At 71.2% G+C, this 14,927-nt stretch carries 17 protein-coding genes; 10 read left to right on the top strand and 7 right to left on the bottom strand.

Annotated elements, in window-relative coordinates; translation table 11 throughout:
• Nucleotides 1-11 precede the first annotated feature (11 nt).
• Both IE241_RS16035 and IE241_RS16030 read left to right on the top strand, forming a co-directional pair.
• Complete coding sequence (locus IE241_RS16035) at nucleotides 12-824, top strand: VC0807 family protein (protein ID WP_190022407.1); 813 nt, start codon at nucleotides 12-14, stop codon at nucleotides 822-824.
• 42 nt (nucleotides 825-866) lie between these two features.
• The gene (locus IE241_RS16030) at nucleotides 867-1,058 is read left to right on the top strand and encodes a DUF1059 domain-containing protein (protein ID WP_190022406.1); all 192 of its coding nucleotides are present in this window, start codon (nucleotides 867-869) and stop codon (nucleotides 1,056-1,058) included.
• A gap of 61 nt (nucleotides 1,059-1,119) precedes the next feature.
• Here the strand turns inward: IE241_RS16030 and IE241_RS16025 are convergent, their stop codons facing one another.
• Both IE241_RS16025 and IE241_RS16020 read right to left on the bottom strand, forming a co-directional pair.
• Nucleotides 1,120-3,531 carry an HAD-IC family P-type ATPase gene (locus tag IE241_RS16025; RefSeq protein ID WP_190022405.1) on the bottom strand — a complete coding sequence of 804 codons (2,412 nt, stop codon included), beginning with the start codon at nucleotides 3,529-3,531 and terminating at the stop codon, nucleotides 1,120-1,122.
• A gap of 61 nt (nucleotides 3,532-3,592) precedes the next feature.
• Nucleotides 3,593-3,871, bottom strand: coding sequence for a DUF2530 domain-containing protein (locus IE241_RS16020; protein ID WP_190022404.1), 279 nt, complete (start codon nucleotides 3,869-3,871; stop codon nucleotides 3,593-3,595).
• 257 nt (nucleotides 3,872-4,128) lie between these two features.
• On the opposite strand from IE241_RS16020, the gene IE241_RS16015 reads away from it, so the two are divergent.
• On the top strand, nucleotides 4,129-5,616 hold the full coding sequence (locus IE241_RS16015; RefSeq protein WP_190022403.1) for an NCS2 family permease: 1,488 nt from the start codon (nucleotides 4,129-4,131) through the stop codon (nucleotides 5,614-5,616).
• An 82-nt stretch (nucleotides 5,617-5,698) separates the two neighbouring features.
• Nucleotides 5,699-6,781, top strand: coding sequence for a DUF5937 family protein (locus IE241_RS16010; RefSeq protein WP_190022402.1), 1,083 nt, complete (start codon nucleotides 5,699-5,701; stop codon nucleotides 6,779-6,781).
• 1 nt (nucleotide 6,782) lies between these two features.
• On the opposite strand, the gene IE241_RS16005 is transcribed toward IE241_RS16010, so the two are convergent.
• Nucleotides 6,783-7,916: a serine hydrolase domain-containing protein gene (locus IE241_RS16005; RefSeq protein WP_190022401.1), complete on the bottom strand. Its 1,134-nt coding sequence runs from the start codon at nucleotides 7,914-7,916 to the stop codon at nucleotides 6,783-6,785.
• Between the two features lie 55 nt (nucleotides 7,917-7,971).
• On the bottom strand, nucleotides 7,972-8,643 hold the full coding sequence (locus IE241_RS16000) for a DUF4097 family beta strand repeat-containing protein (RefSeq protein WP_190022400.1): 672 nt from the start codon (nucleotides 8,641-8,643) through the stop codon (nucleotides 7,972-7,974).
• A gap of 246 nt (nucleotides 8,644-8,889) precedes the next feature.
• Between IE241_RS16000 and IE241_RS15995 the strand changes: the two genes are divergently transcribed.
• The gene (locus IE241_RS15995; RefSeq protein WP_190022399.1) at nucleotides 8,890-9,645 is read left to right on the top strand and encodes a GbsR/MarR family transcriptional regulator; all 756 of its coding nucleotides are present in this window, start codon (nucleotides 8,890-8,892) and stop codon (nucleotides 9,643-9,645) included.
• 44 nt (nucleotides 9,646-9,689) lie between these two features.
• Here the strand turns inward: IE241_RS15995 and IE241_RS34970 are convergent, their stop codons facing one another.
• On the bottom strand, nucleotides 9,690-9,914 hold the full coding sequence (locus IE241_RS34970) for a DUF6255 family natural product biosynthesis protein (RefSeq protein WP_373300695.1): 225 nt from the start codon (nucleotides 9,912-9,914) through the stop codon (nucleotides 9,690-9,692).
• A 2-nt stretch (nucleotides 9,915-9,916) separates the two neighbouring features.
• On the bottom strand, nucleotides 9,917-10,252 hold the full coding sequence (locus tag IE241_RS15990) for a hypothetical protein (RefSeq protein WP_190022398.1): 336 nt from the start codon (nucleotides 10,250-10,252) through the stop codon (nucleotides 9,917-9,919).
• 168 nt (nucleotides 10,253-10,420) lie between these two features.
• Between IE241_RS15990 and IE241_RS15985 the strand changes: the two genes are divergently transcribed.
• The 5 genes from IE241_RS15985 to IE241_RS15965 all read left to right on the top strand — a co-directional run bounded on the left by IE241_RS15985 (nucleotide 10,421) and on the right by IE241_RS15965 (nucleotide 13,861).
• Nucleotides 10,421-11,290 carry a helix-turn-helix domain-containing protein gene (locus tag IE241_RS15985; RefSeq protein ID WP_190022397.1) on the top strand — a complete coding sequence of 290 codons (870 nt, stop codon included), beginning with the start codon at nucleotides 10,421-10,423 and terminating at the stop codon, nucleotides 11,288-11,290.
• A complete protein-coding gene (locus IE241_RS15980; RefSeq protein ID WP_190022396.1) occupies nucleotides 11,287-11,478 on the top strand; it encodes a DUF397 domain-containing protein in 192 nt (63 codons plus the stop codon). The genes IE241_RS15985 and IE241_RS15980 overlap by 4 nt, the downstream gene beginning before the upstream one ends.
• Nucleotides 11,475-12,017, top strand: coding sequence for a GntR family transcriptional regulator (locus IE241_RS15975; RefSeq protein ID WP_190022395.1), 543 nt, complete (start codon nucleotides 11,475-11,477; stop codon nucleotides 12,015-12,017). The genes IE241_RS15980 and IE241_RS15975 overlap by 4 nt, the downstream gene beginning before the upstream one ends.
• A 122-nt stretch (nucleotides 12,018-12,139) precedes the next feature.
• A complete protein-coding gene (locus tag IE241_RS15970) occupies nucleotides 12,140-12,709 on the top strand; it encodes a YceI family protein (protein ID WP_190022394.1) in 570 nt (189 codons plus the stop codon).
• Between the two features lie 111 nt (nucleotides 12,710-12,820).
• Nucleotides 12,821-13,861, top strand: coding sequence for a hypothetical protein (locus IE241_RS15965; RefSeq protein ID WP_190022393.1), 1,041 nt, complete (start codon nucleotides 12,821-12,823; stop codon nucleotides 13,859-13,861).
• Nucleotides 13,862-13,915: 54 nt separating this feature from the next.
• Here the strand turns inward: IE241_RS15965 and IE241_RS15960 are convergent, their stop codons facing one another.
• Nucleotides 13,916-14,884 carry an ABC transporter substrate-binding protein gene (locus IE241_RS15960; RefSeq protein WP_190022392.1) on the bottom strand — a complete coding sequence of 323 codons (969 nt, stop codon included), beginning with the start codon at nucleotides 14,882-14,884 and terminating at the stop codon, nucleotides 13,916-13,918.
• Nucleotides 14,885-14,927: the final 43 nt, after the last annotated feature.

Here is a 14,927-nt window from a genome sequence, read left to right as displayed (position 1 = left end):
GGGGCCCGACCATGAGCAACACCGCCGTCACCAAGCAGACAGCGACCGCCACGCCGCCGGCGGCCTCCACCGGGCCGGCGACCGCCGCGCAACCGGCCGCCGCCGGTGCCCCGGCCGTCCCGCGCGGGCGGGCGCTCTGGGAGAGCTTCGCACCGCTGCTGGTGGACGCCGTCCTGCCGATGGCGGCGTACTACGCGCTCAGCAAGGGTTTCGGCATGAGCACGGTCGCGGCCCTGGGCTGGAGCAGCGCGCTGCCCGCCGCGCGGACGGTCTGGGGCCTGGTCAAGGACCGCCGGGTCAACGGGCTCGCCGCGCTGATCCTCGTCGTCAACCTCGTAGGGCTGCTGCTCAGCACGGTCAGCGGGGATGCCCGGCTGATGCTGGCCAAGGACAGCGCCGTGAGCAGCGTCGTCGGTCTCGCCGTGCTGATCTCCGCGTTCGCCTCGCAGCCGATGATGACCAACGGGCTCAAGCCGTGGGTGGTCAAGGGCGACCCCGTACGGATGGGCGCCTGGGACCGGCTGTCGGCCCGCGACGCGCGGTTCCGGCGTGCCGAGCGGACGTTCTCGCTCGTGTGGGGGACGGCGCTGCTGGCCGAGTGCGTGGCCAGGGTCGTGGGCGCGTACACCCTGCCGGTCGACACGATGGTGTGGCTGGGGAACGTGATCCTGGGTGTCGCGATCGTCGGCGCGATGGTCGTCGGCGGCGGGCTGGCCGCCGACCCGATGGAGAAGATGGTCGACGCGGAGGTGGCGGAGATAGCGAAGGCCACGGAGGCCGCTGAAGCTGCGGGGGCCGCGGAGACTGCCGCCCGCACCGCCTAGGCTGGAAGTGCGGCCCAGTGAACGCACCCCCGGGAGGCCGTCATGACCAGGAAAGTCGCCGACTGCCGCAGGTTCCCCAGCGAGACGAACTGCTCGCTGACCATCACCGGTGAGGAGGACGAGGTCATCCGCGCCGCCACCGAGCACGCCGTCTCCTGGCACAAGCACCCGGACAGCTCCGCGCTGCGCGAGCAGATCCGCGAAATGCTGGAGGACGAGAAGGCCAGCGCCTGACCGGGAGAGGCCGGCGCCTGACCGGGACGAAGGCTCCTCGGGCAGGAAGGACGAAGGCCCCTCAGGCAGGAAAGCGCCGGTCCACCCAGCGCCACGCGATCTCCAGCGCCCCGGAGGCCGTCGCCGCGATGGCGACGGCGGCCCAGGGCATCGTCGCGCCCACGAGCTTCAGCGCGAAGAAGTGCTGCAGCCAGGGCGTGACGAGCACGACGAGGAAGCCCGCACCCATGGCCAGGACGAGGCCGATCCGCCACCAGGTGTACGGGCGCGCGATGATCGCGAGCACCCACAGCGAGATCAGGAAGAGCGTCAGCGTGGCCACGCTGGTCTCCGCGTCCAGGGCGCCCGGACCCGCGTAGTAGTGCCGGGCCAGCAGGTACGCGGCGAAGGTCGCGGCCCCGGCGATGGCGCCCGCCGGGATGGCGTAGCGCATCACCCGGCGCACGAAGTGCGGCTTCGCGCGCTCCTTGTTCGGCGCGAGGGCCAGGAAGAAGGCGGGCACGCCGATGGTGAGCGTGGAGAGCAGCGTCAGGTGGCGCGGCAGGAAGGGGTACGGCACCTGCGAGCAGACGACGAGGACCGCCAGCAGCACCGAGTAGACGGTCTTGGTCAGGAACAGCGTCGCCACGCGCGTGATGTTGCCGATGACCCGGCGCCCCTCCGCCACCACCGACGGCAGCGTGGCGAAGCTGTTGTTCAGCAGCACGATCTGGGCGACGGCCCGGGTCGCCTCGGAGCCCGAGCCCATCGAGACGCCGATGTCGGCGTCCTTCAGCGCGAGGACGTCGTTGACGCCGTCGCCGGTCATGGCGACGGTGTGCCCCCGGGCCTGCAGCGCGCCGACCATGTCCCGCTTCTGCTGCGGGGTGACCCGCCCGAAGACGGCGCCCTCGTCCAGGGCGGCGCCCATCTCGTCCTGCCCGGCGGGCAGCCGCCGCGCGTCGACCGGGCCCTTGGCGCCGGTCAGGCCCAGCTTGGCGGCGACGGCGCCGACGGAGACGGCGTTGTCGCCCGAGATGACCTTGGCGGAGACGTTCTGCTCGGCGAAGTAGCGCAGGGTGTCGCCCGCGTCCGGGCGCAGCCGCTGTTCGAGGACGATCAGCCCCGTGGGGCGGACGCCGTCGGTGACGCGCGGGTCGTCCAGCTCGTGCGCGGCGCGGGCGAGCAGCAGTACCCGCAGGCCGCGGGCGTTGAGCTCCTCGACCTGGGCGAGCGCCGGGTCGCCCGCGGCCAGCAGGACGTCGGGCGCGCCGAGCAGCCACGTGCCGCTCTCGCCGTCGGGGGCGCTCAGCGCGGCGCCGCTGTACTTGCGGGCGGAGGAGAAGGGCAGCGACTCGGTGCAGCGCCAGCGCGCCGCCGCAGGATAGGCGTCGATGATCGCCTGGAGGCTGGCGTTGGGCCGGGGGTCGGCCTCGCCGAAGGCTCCGAGCACCTGGCGCACGTACGCCTCGTCCACCTCGCCGTCCGCCGCGGCCTTCGCCGCGCCGTCCAGCAGCCGTAGCTCGCTGACGTCCATGCCGCCCTCGGTGAGGGTGCCCGTCTTGTCCAGGCAGACGACGTCGACGCGGGCCAGCCCCTCGATCGCGGGCAGCTCCTGCACCAGGCACTGCTTGCGCCCCAGCCGGATCACGCCGATCGCGAAGGCCACGGAGGTGAGCAGCACCAGCCCCTCGGGGACCATGGGCACGATCCCCGCCACCATCCGCCGGACGGCCTCCCTCCAGTCGTGTTCCTGGACGATCCACTGGCTGGCGATCAGACCGACGGCCGTCGGGATCATCATCCACGTCACGTACTTGAGGATCCGGCTGATGCCGGTGCGCAGCTCGGAGTGGACGAGCGTGAAGCGGGAGGCCTCCTCGGCGAGCTGGGCCGCGTACGCCTCGCGACCGACCTTGGTCGCGGCGAAGGCGCCGCCGCCCGCCACGACGAAGGACCCGGACATGACGGGGTCCCCGGGCCGCTTCAGTACGGGGTCGGCCTCACCGGTCAGCAGCGACTCGTCGATCTCCAGCCCGTCGGCCTCCACGACCCGGCCGTCCACGACGCACTTGTCGCCCGGGCCCAGCTCGATCACGTCGTCCAGGACGATCTCCCCGGTCGGGATCGCACAGGGCGCGCCGTCGCGGCGCACGGTCGGCCTGGCCTCGCCGATGACGGCGAGCGAGTCGAGGGTCTTCTTGGCCCGCAGCTCCTGGACGATGCCGATCGCGGTGTTGGCGACGATCACGAAGCCGAAGAGGCCGTCCTGGAGGGGCCCCACGACGAGGATGATCAGAAAAAGAACGCCGATGATGGCGTTGAACCGGGTGAAGACATTGGCCCGGACGATCTCCGTGGTGGAGCGCGAGGAGCGGACGGGTACGTCGTTGACCTCGCCCCGGGCCACCCGCTCGGCGACCTCGGGCGCGCTCAGGCCCGGGTGCGGCGCCGGCAGGTGCTCCTCGGTCGCGGTCTGCGCCGGATCGCTCATGAGTCCGACGGTACGGGGACGCTGGGCGCTGTGCCTTTCGAACGGCGGGACGGCCCGAACCTCAGCGGGCCGCGCTTCCCGCCGCTTCTTCGCGGCCTTCCGCCGCACGCCGGATCGCCGCGTCACGCTTGCGGACGTACCAGACGCCGACAAGGCCGAGCCCGCCGCCGGCCAGGCACGTCCACACCCACCACAGGTGACCGTGGTCCCGGAACCAGCCGTAGAAGGGGATCTGGACGAGGAAGAGGACGAACCAGATGACGGTGCCGCCGGTGATGGTGGCGACGACGTTGCCCTCCAGGGGCTCCGGCGCTTCGTGCCTGGGTGTCCACTTCGTCATGGGCGCAAGCGTAGTCCGTGGGGGCCGGGGGCCCGGCGCGAACCCCGGGAGCCGGGCACGAACCCCGGGACCAGCGCGCGGAGCCCTTGGCGCATAAGGGTCTACGCGCGGAGATAGCAATCCCGCGCTTGTTTATTCATACTGAATCGAACGGAAAATGACTGGCCGGCTTTGTTCGATCATACAGTCCATGATCCTTTCGCGTGTCCCCCCGCCGCCTACGTCCTCCGTGTAGGCCCATCCGACTGAGGTCCCGTATGCCCTCCTCGGCCACTTCCCCGGTCGACGCCCAGCAGCCGTCCCCGCCGTCCCAGCCGTCCGAGCCATCCCAGCCCAAGGGCGCCCTCGACCGGTACTTCCGGATCACCGAGCGGGGCTCGTCCGTCTCCCGGGAGCTCCGCGGCGGCCTGGCCACCTTCTTCGCGATGGCCTACATCGTCGTACTGAACCCGATCATCCTCGGGGCCGGCCAGGACAAGTTCGGTCACCAGCTGGACAACGCCCAGCTGGTCACGGCCACCGCCCTGATGGCCGGACTCAGCACCGTCCTGATGGGCGTGATCGGCAACGTGCCGATCGCCTGCGCCGCCGGCCTCGGCATCAACGCCGTCGTCTCGCTCCAGCTCGCGCCCAAGATGAGCTGGCCCGACGCGATGGGCATGGTCGTACTGGCGGGCCTGGTGCTGATGGTGCTCGTCGCCTCCGGTCTGCGGCAGCGCGTCATGGACGCCATCCCGGGCGGGCTGCGGCGCGCGATCGCGATCGGCATCGGCCTGTTCATCTCGCTGATCGGCCTGGTCGACTCCGGCTTCGTCACCCGTAACCCGGACGCCGCGCACACCACCGTGCCGCTGGGCCTCGGCCAGGGCGGCCAGCTGCAGGGCTGGCCGGTGCTGGTCTTCGTCGCCGGCCTCGCCCTGACGTTCATCCTCGTCGTACGGAAGACGCGCGGCGCGATCCTCATCGGCATCGTCGTGATGACGTTCGCCGCCATCGTGATCAACTCGCTCGCGAAGATCCCGGGCACGAGCTGGGGCCTGTCCGTCCCCCAGGTGCCGGACAAGATCGTGAGCGCCCCCGACTTCGGCCTCATCGGGCACATCAGCCTCTTCGGCGGCTTCCGGGAGGTCGGGCTGCTGACCGGCTGCCTGTTCGTCTTCACCGTGCTGCTGTCGGGCTTCTTCGACGCGATGGGCACGATCATCGGCGTCGGCGAGGAGGCCGGGCTGACGGACGAGAACGGCCAGCTGCCGAACATGGGCAAGATCCTGATGGTCGACGGCATCGCCGTCGCCGGCGGCGGCCTGGGCTCGGCCTCGGCCAACACCTGCTTCGTGGAGTCCACGGCGGGCGTCGGCGAAGGCGCCCGCACGGGCCTGGCCAACCTGATGACCGGCGGGCTCTTCCTCCTCGCCCTGGTCTTCACCCCGCTGGCCACGGTCGTCCCCTCGCAGGCCGCCACGCCCGCGCTGCTGGTCGTCGGCTTCCTGATCATGGCGGCCAACGTCAAGGAGATCGACTGGAGCGACTTCACCATCGCGGTGCCGGCGTTCCTGACGATCATCGCGATGCCGTTCACGTACTCGATCACCAACGGCATCGGGATCGGCGTCCTCGCCTTCATCCTGCTGCGCGTCGCCGACCGGCGGGCCCGCGAGATCCCGTGGCTGCTGAACGTGGTCGGGCTGTGCTTCCTCGTGTACTTCTTCCTCGACCCGATCGAGCAGATGCTGGGCGTGAAGTAGCCCCCGGCCCGAGCAAAGCCCCCGGTGGCAGCAGCCACCGGGGGCTTTGTGTGCGCTCTCGCGGGAACGGCACACTGAAGCGATGAGTGTGGTGATCGACGTCTCGGACGTACCGCCGGAGCGTGTGTCCTTCGCGGTGTCCCCGCTCGCCGAGCTGGGCGCGGCGTTGCACGTCCTGGCCGAGCCGTCCCACCACCCCGGTCTCCTCGAATGGGCCACCCGGACCAGGGACCTGCTCCCTCCGGATCTGGCCGACAGGCTCTACGAGGCGGACATCCTCTGGCGTTCCACGCGTTCGGACCTGTTCCTGCCGGGGACCGCGGCGGCCGGCCTCGGAGAGGAGCTGGACGCATGGGACCGGCTGGACGACGACGCCTTCGTCGTCGCCGCGGTGGAGATCTCCTGCGCCACGTCGTTCGCTCACCCCAGGCCGTCCCCGCTGCGCCGGGCGGAGGACCGCCGGCGGGCCCGGGAGCTCGCCGCGGCGCGCGGGCTGCGGCAGGCGGCGTTCGCCGACCGGCTGCTGGAGGACCCGCACGCGGTACGTACGTGGCTGCGCCGGCTGCTGGAGGAGTGCGAGCAGCTCTTCTTCGGTGAGGTCTGGCAGCAGGTCCGGCCGCGGCTGGCCGCCGACGCCCGTCACAAGAACGAACTGCTCAGACACCGCGGCCTGGGGGACGCCGTCGCCGCGGCCTCCCCCGCCATCACGCTGGACGCCGGGCGCAACCACCTGGTGGTCGACAAGCTGCAGGACGGCCGGGTGAAGGCCTCCGCCTCCGGGCTGGTCTTCCTCCCCACGGCCTTCGGATGGCCGCACCTCGTCATCCGGGACGCCCACGGCGACCGGCCGGTTCTCCAGTACCCCGTCGCGGTCCCCGAGCTGCCGCCGGTGCTCTCGCTGGCGACGGTCCAGCAGCGCCTGGAGGCCGTCGCCCACCCCCTCCGGCTCCGCCTGTGCCGGACCCTCGCCCGGGGCCCCCACTCCACCACGGAACTGGCGGACGCCAACGGCCTCACGGCACCGGAGGTGTCCCGGCATCTCGGCGTCCTGAAGAAGGCGGGCCTCACCCGCACCCGCAGACAAGGCCGGTACGTCTTCCACGAACTGGACATCGACCTGGTCGGCCGCCTGGGCGCGGATCTGCTGGGGAACGCGCTGCGCTAGTTCAGTGAGCGGGCGAGCAGAACACCTCGTCGACGAGCCTCTGCGTCGCCTTCTGGAACGGCCCGGCCAGGGACAGGGCTGCGTCGTCCACGTAGTTCAGTGCGGCGGTCAGGGTCCTGCTGCCGTCGGGCGTGCTGTACATCAGCGCCGCGTGGCCCGCCATGCCGCCGTTGTGGGTGATGACGGTGCCGCCGTTTTCGCCCGTGTCCTGAACGAACACCCCCAGGCCGTAGCCGGCCTTGGGATGCGGCTTGCACATCTCGGCCAGCAGCGGGGCCGGCAGGAGCCTGCCGCCCATCAGTGCGGAGATGAACGTGTGGAGGTCCCGGGTGGTCGAGATCATGTCTCCGCCGGTGGAGATCCAGGAGGGGTTCTGGCGGGTGACGTCGACCGTCTTCTGCCCGCCGCCGTCCTCCTCCTCGTACCGGTAGTAGGCGTGGGCGTGCGGCTCGGGGACCTCCGGGTCGGTGTCCGGCACCACGGTGTCCGACAGCCCGAGCGGTCCCAGGACCAGCCGCTGCATCTCCTCGGCGAACGGGCGGCCGGTGACCTTCTCGATCAGCAGCCTGGCCAGTACGTAGTTGGTGTTGGAGTAGCTCCAGTCCGTCCCCGGCTCGAACCGCGCCGGCTTGGACAGCGCCAGCCGTACCAGCTCCTCCGGCCGGTAGGTCTTGAACCGGTTGCCGACCCACTCCCGGCCCGCGGTCGTGGCGGGGATCCCCGGCGCGAACGTCCCGTCGTCGTAGTACTCGCCGGTGAAGTTGAAGACCCCGCTGGTGTGCTGCAGCAGCATCCGCACCGTGATCCGCGGGTCCGGCCCGTACGCGGGCAGGTAGTCGGCCACCGGGGTGTCCAGCCCGATCCTGCCCTCGGCCACCAGCTGCAGCGCCAGGGCCGCGGTGAAGGTCTTGGTGTTGCTGCCGATCCGTACATACCCGTTCGTCGGCGGCTTCGCGGCCCCGCCCGGTTCGGCCGCCCCGGCGGTGCCGACCCACTCGCCCCGCTCGTCGTGCACGCGCAACTGCACCCCGGTGAAACCGGAATCGACCATCTCCTCGATGACCTTCTGCAGCTCCGGGCGAGCCGGCCCGGCGGCGTCGAGGACTCCGGGGGTCTTGCGGGTCACGTTCGTCATGGTGGTGCTCCTTCGGGGCGCTGCGGGTCAGAGGCTGTAGGTCAGAGGCTGTAGGTCAGAGGCTGCGGGCGGTGATGTCGCCGTACGCGGTGGTCGCGTGGATGTTCAGGCCGGCGGTGGAGCCGTCGCTGTTCTGGAGCGTGTTGTGGATGCGGCCGTAGGAGGTGCCGGCGTCGAGGGTGGCGGAGACTCCGCGGGCGGCGCCGACCGAGATGTCGCCGTGCTCGGTGCGCAGCGTGACCGTGCCGTGCACGGCTTCGGTGATGTGGAGGTCGCCCTTCTGGGTGCTGATCTCCGCGGGCCCGCCCAGGCGGCCGACGGAGATGTCACCGGCCTGGAGGGTGAGGCGGGCGCTCGCGGTCTCGTCGAGCTTGACCGTGCCGTGCGCGCCCTCGAAGGCGACGTCGCCGAGCCGTCCGACGCCGCGGAGTTCGGCACTCGCGGCCTTCGCCTCGACACGGGAGCCGGCGGGCAGCTGGACGGTCACCTCGACGGCCCCGGGGTTGCCGAGGATCCGGTTCTTCGCCGCTGCGGCCTCGATCCGCAGGACGCCGTCGCCGTAGGCGACCGTGATCTGCTCCGCCGCCTTCACGTCACGGCTCTTCGAGGCGTCTTCGGGCAGGACCTCGACCGTGGTGTCGGCCCGGTCGGCGGCGATGAACCGGATACGTCCCGCGGGGATGTCGAGGACGGCGGAGACGGGGGCGGCGGTGTCGAACTTCTGCATGGCGTTTTCCTTCGGTGTGTTCACTGCGTCGTTTCTGATGAACGAAAAGCTACGTTGCATTCATGGATCCATCAACACACTCGTTGCACAAAATCAGCATCACTGCAGGTCAAAGCCATAAAATCGTTGCAACGGCCTGGGGTTTAACGCAACGAAGACGCCCGTTCGTTGCAATGAATTGAAAGCGAACGCTACGCTGGGGACACCAGGAACCAGGAACCGCCAAGGGGCATAAAGGAGACCGCGATGCCGGGAGGCAGGCTCACCCAGCAGGAACGTCAGCAGATCGCGCTGGGGCTGGCCGACGGCCTCGCCTACGCGGAGATCGCCCGGCGCCTCGACCGCCCCACCTCGACGGTCACGCGCGAAGTGATGCGCAACGGCGGCCCCACCGCCTACCGCGCCGACCTGGCCCACCGCGCCACCGAACGCCGCGCCCACCGGCGCAAGCAGGCAGCACCCCAGGGGGCGGAGGCGCCTCCGCAGGCCCACGGACGCGACGCCGAGGCCGTGCGCGAGTACGAGGAGACGTTCACCAGCGTCCTCATGGCTTCCGGCGTACCCAAGATGATGTCCCGGGTGCTGGCCTGTCTCACCCTCACCGACGCGGGCAGCCTCACCGCGTCCGAACTCGTCCAGCGCCTCCAGGTCAGCCCGGCATCCGTCTCCAAAGCGATCGCGTTCCTCGAAAGCCAGGGCCTCGTCCGCCGGGAACGCGACGAGCGCCGCCGCGAGCGCTACATCGTCGACGACGACGTCTGGTACGAGTCGATGATGGCCAGCGCCCGCGGCACCGCCCACCTCGTCGCGATCGCACGGGAGGGCGTCGGCGTCCTCGGCCCCGACACCCCGGCCGCCACCCGCCTCGAAAACATCGCCCGCTTCGCCGACTTCGTCTCCGAAAGCATCGTCCGCGCCGCGGAGCAGGCCCGTGCGATCCTCCACACGAAACCCGGACCGACCTCGGCCGGCATCACCGAGTCACCTTCGGGCCGCGGATAGACCCGGCCTGCGCCCGCCACGCCCTGCCGGCCGCGACCGGCCCCTCAGTCACTCGCCCTAACCCGCCTGCGGGGCAGGTTCGCGATCCACATCACCGCGGCGCGATCTGCCCTGCGGGCGTCCCTCGGCTTCGGGGTGAGTGCGTGCGGCAGGCCCGGCGGCCGGAGGGCGGCGTACTCGGTGAAGCGGACGGTCCCGCAATCGCGGCAGCGGGCCTCGCCCCGCGTCCGGGCCGCCCAGCCTCCGCGGTGCGTGCAGGTCGTCCGCACGGTCACGCACCCCCCATGTGCACGGTGCGCCAGTGACGGCGCTGGAGCACCAGGGCGTCCCCGGTCGTGACCGGATCGTCCCCGGCGGCGGCCTCCTTATAGGCAGCCGCCAGCTGCGCGCAGTCCCCGCACCCGTACATGGGCCGGGACCCGGCCGGCCACAACCCGGCCGCCTCCCGGTCCTCCCGCGTCGCAAGCCGCAAGGAAGCGAACGGCGCCTCCCATTCGAGGCCCCCGCCGGGACGACGCAGGGTGACGCGACTCCCCGCAGCCCCGATCACCTGCGCGATTCGCCCCTCCCGCATGTCCACCACGAACGCACCGATCCTGTACGTCATCGCCTCGCGCCTCCCCTAGCCGACTCGCCTGCCTCACGACAGCCTCATGCTGTGCCTGGCGAGCCTTTCGGTCGATACTTTCGCCAGAAAGTTGACACGATGGAGTGAACACGCCGACACATCAGGTGAGTTGGTGTCGATAGAGTCAGCCCCCACGGAGGTGATCACATGTCCGATGTCACGCCCACCCTGCTGCGCCGGAGGCTAGGGGCGATCTTGAAGACGATGCGGGTGAGGGCCGGGCTCAACCTTGCAGAGGCGGCCGGGCTGCTGGGCATGTCCGGGCCGACCTTGAGCAAGATCGAGAATGGTAGGCAGCGCCCCGATCTGGAGAAGCTCTTTGCTGCATACGGGGTCACGGACGAAGCGCGCATCGCGGAGACGACGGAGATCGCGAGGCTGGCCAACAGTGCCCGCCAGCGGAGCATTTACGCGCAGTACAAAGACGTGATTCGTCCACCGTTCGCCGACTTCATCGAGTTGGAAGAGATCGCCACCCGCACCGACGCCTACGCGGCTATCGTCATTCCGGGCCTGCTGCAGACAGCGGACTACGCCCAGGCCGTCATCGAAGGCGGCAGCGCATGGAGCACCCCACGTGACGTACGGAATTTCGTCGACCTGCGCATGAAGCGACAGGACATCCTGGCGAGTGCGCCGAGCGGGCAGACCACCAGGCCCCCACTCTCGTTGCGGTGTGTCCTTGACGAGGCATGCCTCCGGCGCGAGATGGGCAGTATCGGCGTTCTCCGAGGGCAGCTCAAGCACCTCATCGCCGTATCAAAGCAGCCGAATATCGAGCTGCAGGTTCTCCCCTTCAGCTCAGGGGCGCACACTGGAATCAACGGCTCCTACACGGTGTTCCACTTCGACGTGGGCGATCCCGTCGTTGCAGTGGAGCCGCTCGCGACCTCTGTATACCTGGACGAAGACACCCTCGTCACGCGGTACACCGCTGCATTCGATCACCTGTGGGCGCAAGCCCTGGATGCGGACACGAGCCGCGACTTCATCGCAAGGGTTGTCAAGGAGGCATGATGAAGTTCAAGAAGAGCAGCTACAGCGCCACCGTTGAGGACTGCGTAGAGATCGCTCTCGCAGAGGACACCGAACCCGTCCTCATACGCGACTCCAAACGGCCCGGAGGGCCGACCCTCCGTTTCGCCGCTGCGCCGTACCGTTCCTTCACCCGGGCCGTCCGGGAACGTGAGTTGGGGACACCGTGACCGACGCCCGCTGGGTCAGCAGTTCCCTGCCCTACCTCACCGCCCGTCCCGACGGCAGCCCCGACGCCTGGAGCGCGGAGACCGCCGCCCAAGGGCGCCGCGGGCGGCAGAAGATCGTCCACGCCGGTGAAGTCCCCGCCCCGGACGTCGTCGCCGAGCTGCTCCGTGTCCCGCCCGGCGAGACCGTGGTCGTGCGGCAACGGCTGATGCTGCTCGACGAGCGGCCCTGCGAGCTCACCGACACCTACTACCCCGCCTCCATCGCCCGCGGCACCCCGCTCGCCGGGACCGCGAAGATCCCCGGCGGGGCCGTCACCCTGCTCGCGCGGCTCGGGTACGCGGGAGCGACCGTTCGCGAGGACGTCGTCGCGCGGATGCCCACCGACGGCGAACGGCATGCGCTCGGCACCGCCCCCGGCGAACCCGTTCTCCGGCTCACCCGGCTCACCCTCGATGCCGGCGACCGGCCCGTCCAGGTGGACCTGATGACCATGCCCGCCCATCGTCAGCGTCTCCGTTACGAGATCACCCTGTCGTGAGGAACACGGGGTGGCACAGCGGTCCTTCGGTTCGCCGTTCGAAGCGGCTGGAAGCCCGATACCGTACCGGCTAGGGACCGTTGAACCGGCACCGTCGGGAACCGTCGGGAGGGGACTGCTCCATGGCCACCCAGGGCGCAGACGAAAAGAACGGGCCGTCACCGGGCGTCTATCGCATCGACCCCGAGGCATCGAGGATCCGGTTCCGGATGCGGGCGCTCTTCGGGCTGTTCCCCATCAAGGGGACCCTCTCCGTCGCGCACGGCCGCATCGCCGTCGGGGAGCCCGAATCCGCCTCCACCGTCGAGGCCGTGATCCCCGTCGACAGCTTCTCCAGTGGGCACGCCCAGCGCGACCGGCATGTCCGCTCAGCCGACTATCTCGACTCGGCGCTCCACCCCGAGATCCGTTTCCACGGCGGCGACGTCCGCCGCGCGGACGGGACGGGCGGGGCGGGCGGGGCGAAAGGTGCGGACGGTGAGGTGACGGTGCACGGCGAGTTGACCGTGCGCGGTGTCACCCGGCCGGTGGTGCTGACCCTCGACCGGGTCGTCGCGGACGGCCCCCGCCTGGCCGTGCAGGCCACGGCCGTCGTCGACCGCTACGCCTTCGGTGTCACCCACGCCAAGGGAATGACGGGCCGTCGGCTGCGGATCGCGCTCGACGTGGTCGCCGTGGTCGCCGCGCGCTGACAACCCCCGTGCGCTCCCGCCGCCCGTCCCGTACCCCCTGTCACCACCGCGCAGAACCGGTACCTTCGGGGGAAAAGCGGCTGGTGGTCTTAGGCGGCCTTAGGGGATTCGGTGGGGATCGAGAGCGATCAGCTTGTGTACGACTATCTGAGCCGGGTCGGCGACATCGCCCAGCGGCGGGCGGACCTCACCTCCGCCGACCGCATGCGCCTGGTCTCCCGGCTGCGGACGGAGATCGAGCGCCGCAGAGCCACCGAGGGCGCCGACACGCCCTCCGCCGTGCAGCGCATCCTCTCCGGCTTCGGCAGCCCGGACGAGGCGGTCGCCGATGCCGGAGCCGCACGCTCCGCCCGCTCCGGCTCCACCCGCCCCGGCTCCACGGGCTCCGGAGCCACAGGCTTCGGCGCCGCCGACGGCGGCAGGGTCCCCGCGCCGCGCCGCGAAGGCGAGCCCGCCCGCAAGAAGGCGCCCGCACCCGCGCCACCGCCCTCGTACGCCACGCCGGAGCACCCCGCGGCCCCGGTGGGTGCCGATGCCGGCGAGATGCCGGACTGGTGGCGCACCGACGCCTCCCCGTTCGCGGGCGGGGACGCCTACGGCGCGGCGCGCGGCACGGTCCACGGGTTCACCGGTGGCATCGAGATCCCCGACATACTGAAACCACCCCCGCTCCCCGGCGACCGGGATCCCGCGGACGGGACCCCCGGGCCGGGCGGCCGGCAGGGCGAGCGCGGCACGGAAGGCTCGGAGGGCGTGGACGAGTACGCGGAGGAGGACGGCGCACAGCGCGCGACCCTGTTCCGGCGTGCCGACGGCGCCCCCGTGCCCCCGCTGCTCCTGCTCGTCGCCCTGATCCTGGTCGTGGGTGCCGTCCTCGGCAACTGGATCGTCCTGGCGGTCGGCTGGGGCCTCGCCTATCTGACCCGCAAGCTCTCGCACAGCGAGTCCAAGTGGGCGGTGATGGGCGTGCCCGGACTCGTCGTGGCCGCCGGGATCGTCTGGCTGTGGGGGCGTACGGAGGGCCGCTGGGGCGCCCCCGTGCCGGAGGGCGGCCTGGGCGCGGCGATGTCGGACACCTGGCCGTGGGTGCTGCGGGCCGCGGCCGTCGGCTCCGCGATGTTCGTGGTGTGGCGCTCGCGGCGGCCTGGCTGATCCCTCACCAGGCGCCCGGCACCGCACCGCGCCGCACCGCACCGCGCCGCGCCCTCAGTCCGCCAGGTGCGCCCGTAGTTCGTCCAGGATCCGGTGTGCCGCCGTGTAGCCGATGCCCTGGATCCACAGCCGGTCGTCGACCTTGAACGTCCGGCCCTCCCGTACGGCCTTCATGCCCTTCCACAGGGCGCTGCCCGTCGTCCGCGGCACCCGGGCGCGGTCCGGGTCCCCGTAGACCGAGGTGAAGAGAGCGTCCGCGTCGGCCTGGTCGATCTGTTCGGGGCCGACGTCGTAGGAGAAGCCGTCCTTGGCCCGGTCGACGACGGCGGGCCGGCCCAGCCCCGCGTCCTCCAGGACGGTGCCGATGAAGTTCTTCCGGCCGTAGATCCTGATGGCGGACCCCTCCACGAACCGCACGACGTTCACCTTCAGCGCCGCCGCCCGCTCCGGGCCGCCGAGCGCCGCGGTGACCTCCCGGGCGTGGGCCTCGTACGCGGCGACGGCCTTCCGCGCCTCGGCCGCCTTGCCGAGCGCCTCCGCATGCGTACGGAAGTTGTCCTTCCAGGGATAGCCGGTCGCGGCCGTCATCACCGTGGGGGCGATCTTCGACAGCTCGTCGTAGCGCTGTGCGTCGCGGTCCTTGTTGGTGAGGACGAGGTCCGGCTTCAGGGCGGCGACGGCCTCCAGGTCGGGGGCGCCGATCCTGCCGACGTCCTTGGTTCCGCGGACGCTCTCCGCCCGCAGGTGCTCGGGGAATCCGGAGGCGGTGTCGGCGCGGGTGGCGCCGACGGGCCGTATGCCGAGGGTGACGGCGGAGTCGAGCTCGGCGGTGTCCAGGACGACCACGCGCTGCGGGTGCTTCTTGACCTTCACCTCGCCCATGGCCGTACGCACCGTGTGCGTGCCGCCGCCCGGGCCGTCCCCGGAACCGGAGGTGCAGGCGGAGAGGAGGGGGCCGAGGGCGGCGGCCACGAGGAGGGCGGCCGCCGCGAGCAGCGGACGTCGGCGGTGGTTTTGGCTCATGTCCCGGCCTTTCGTGGGGAGGAGCCCCCCACGAAAGGCCGGG

The sequence above is a fragment of the Streptomyces hiroshimensis genome, assembly GCF_014650335.1.
Taxonomy (GTDB): domain Bacteria; phylum Actinomycetota; class Actinomycetes; order Streptomycetales; family Streptomycetaceae; genus Streptomyces; species Streptomyces hiroshimensis.
Note: the sequence above shows the minus strand (reverse complement) of the source record. Positions and strands in the feature narration are given on the sequence as shown.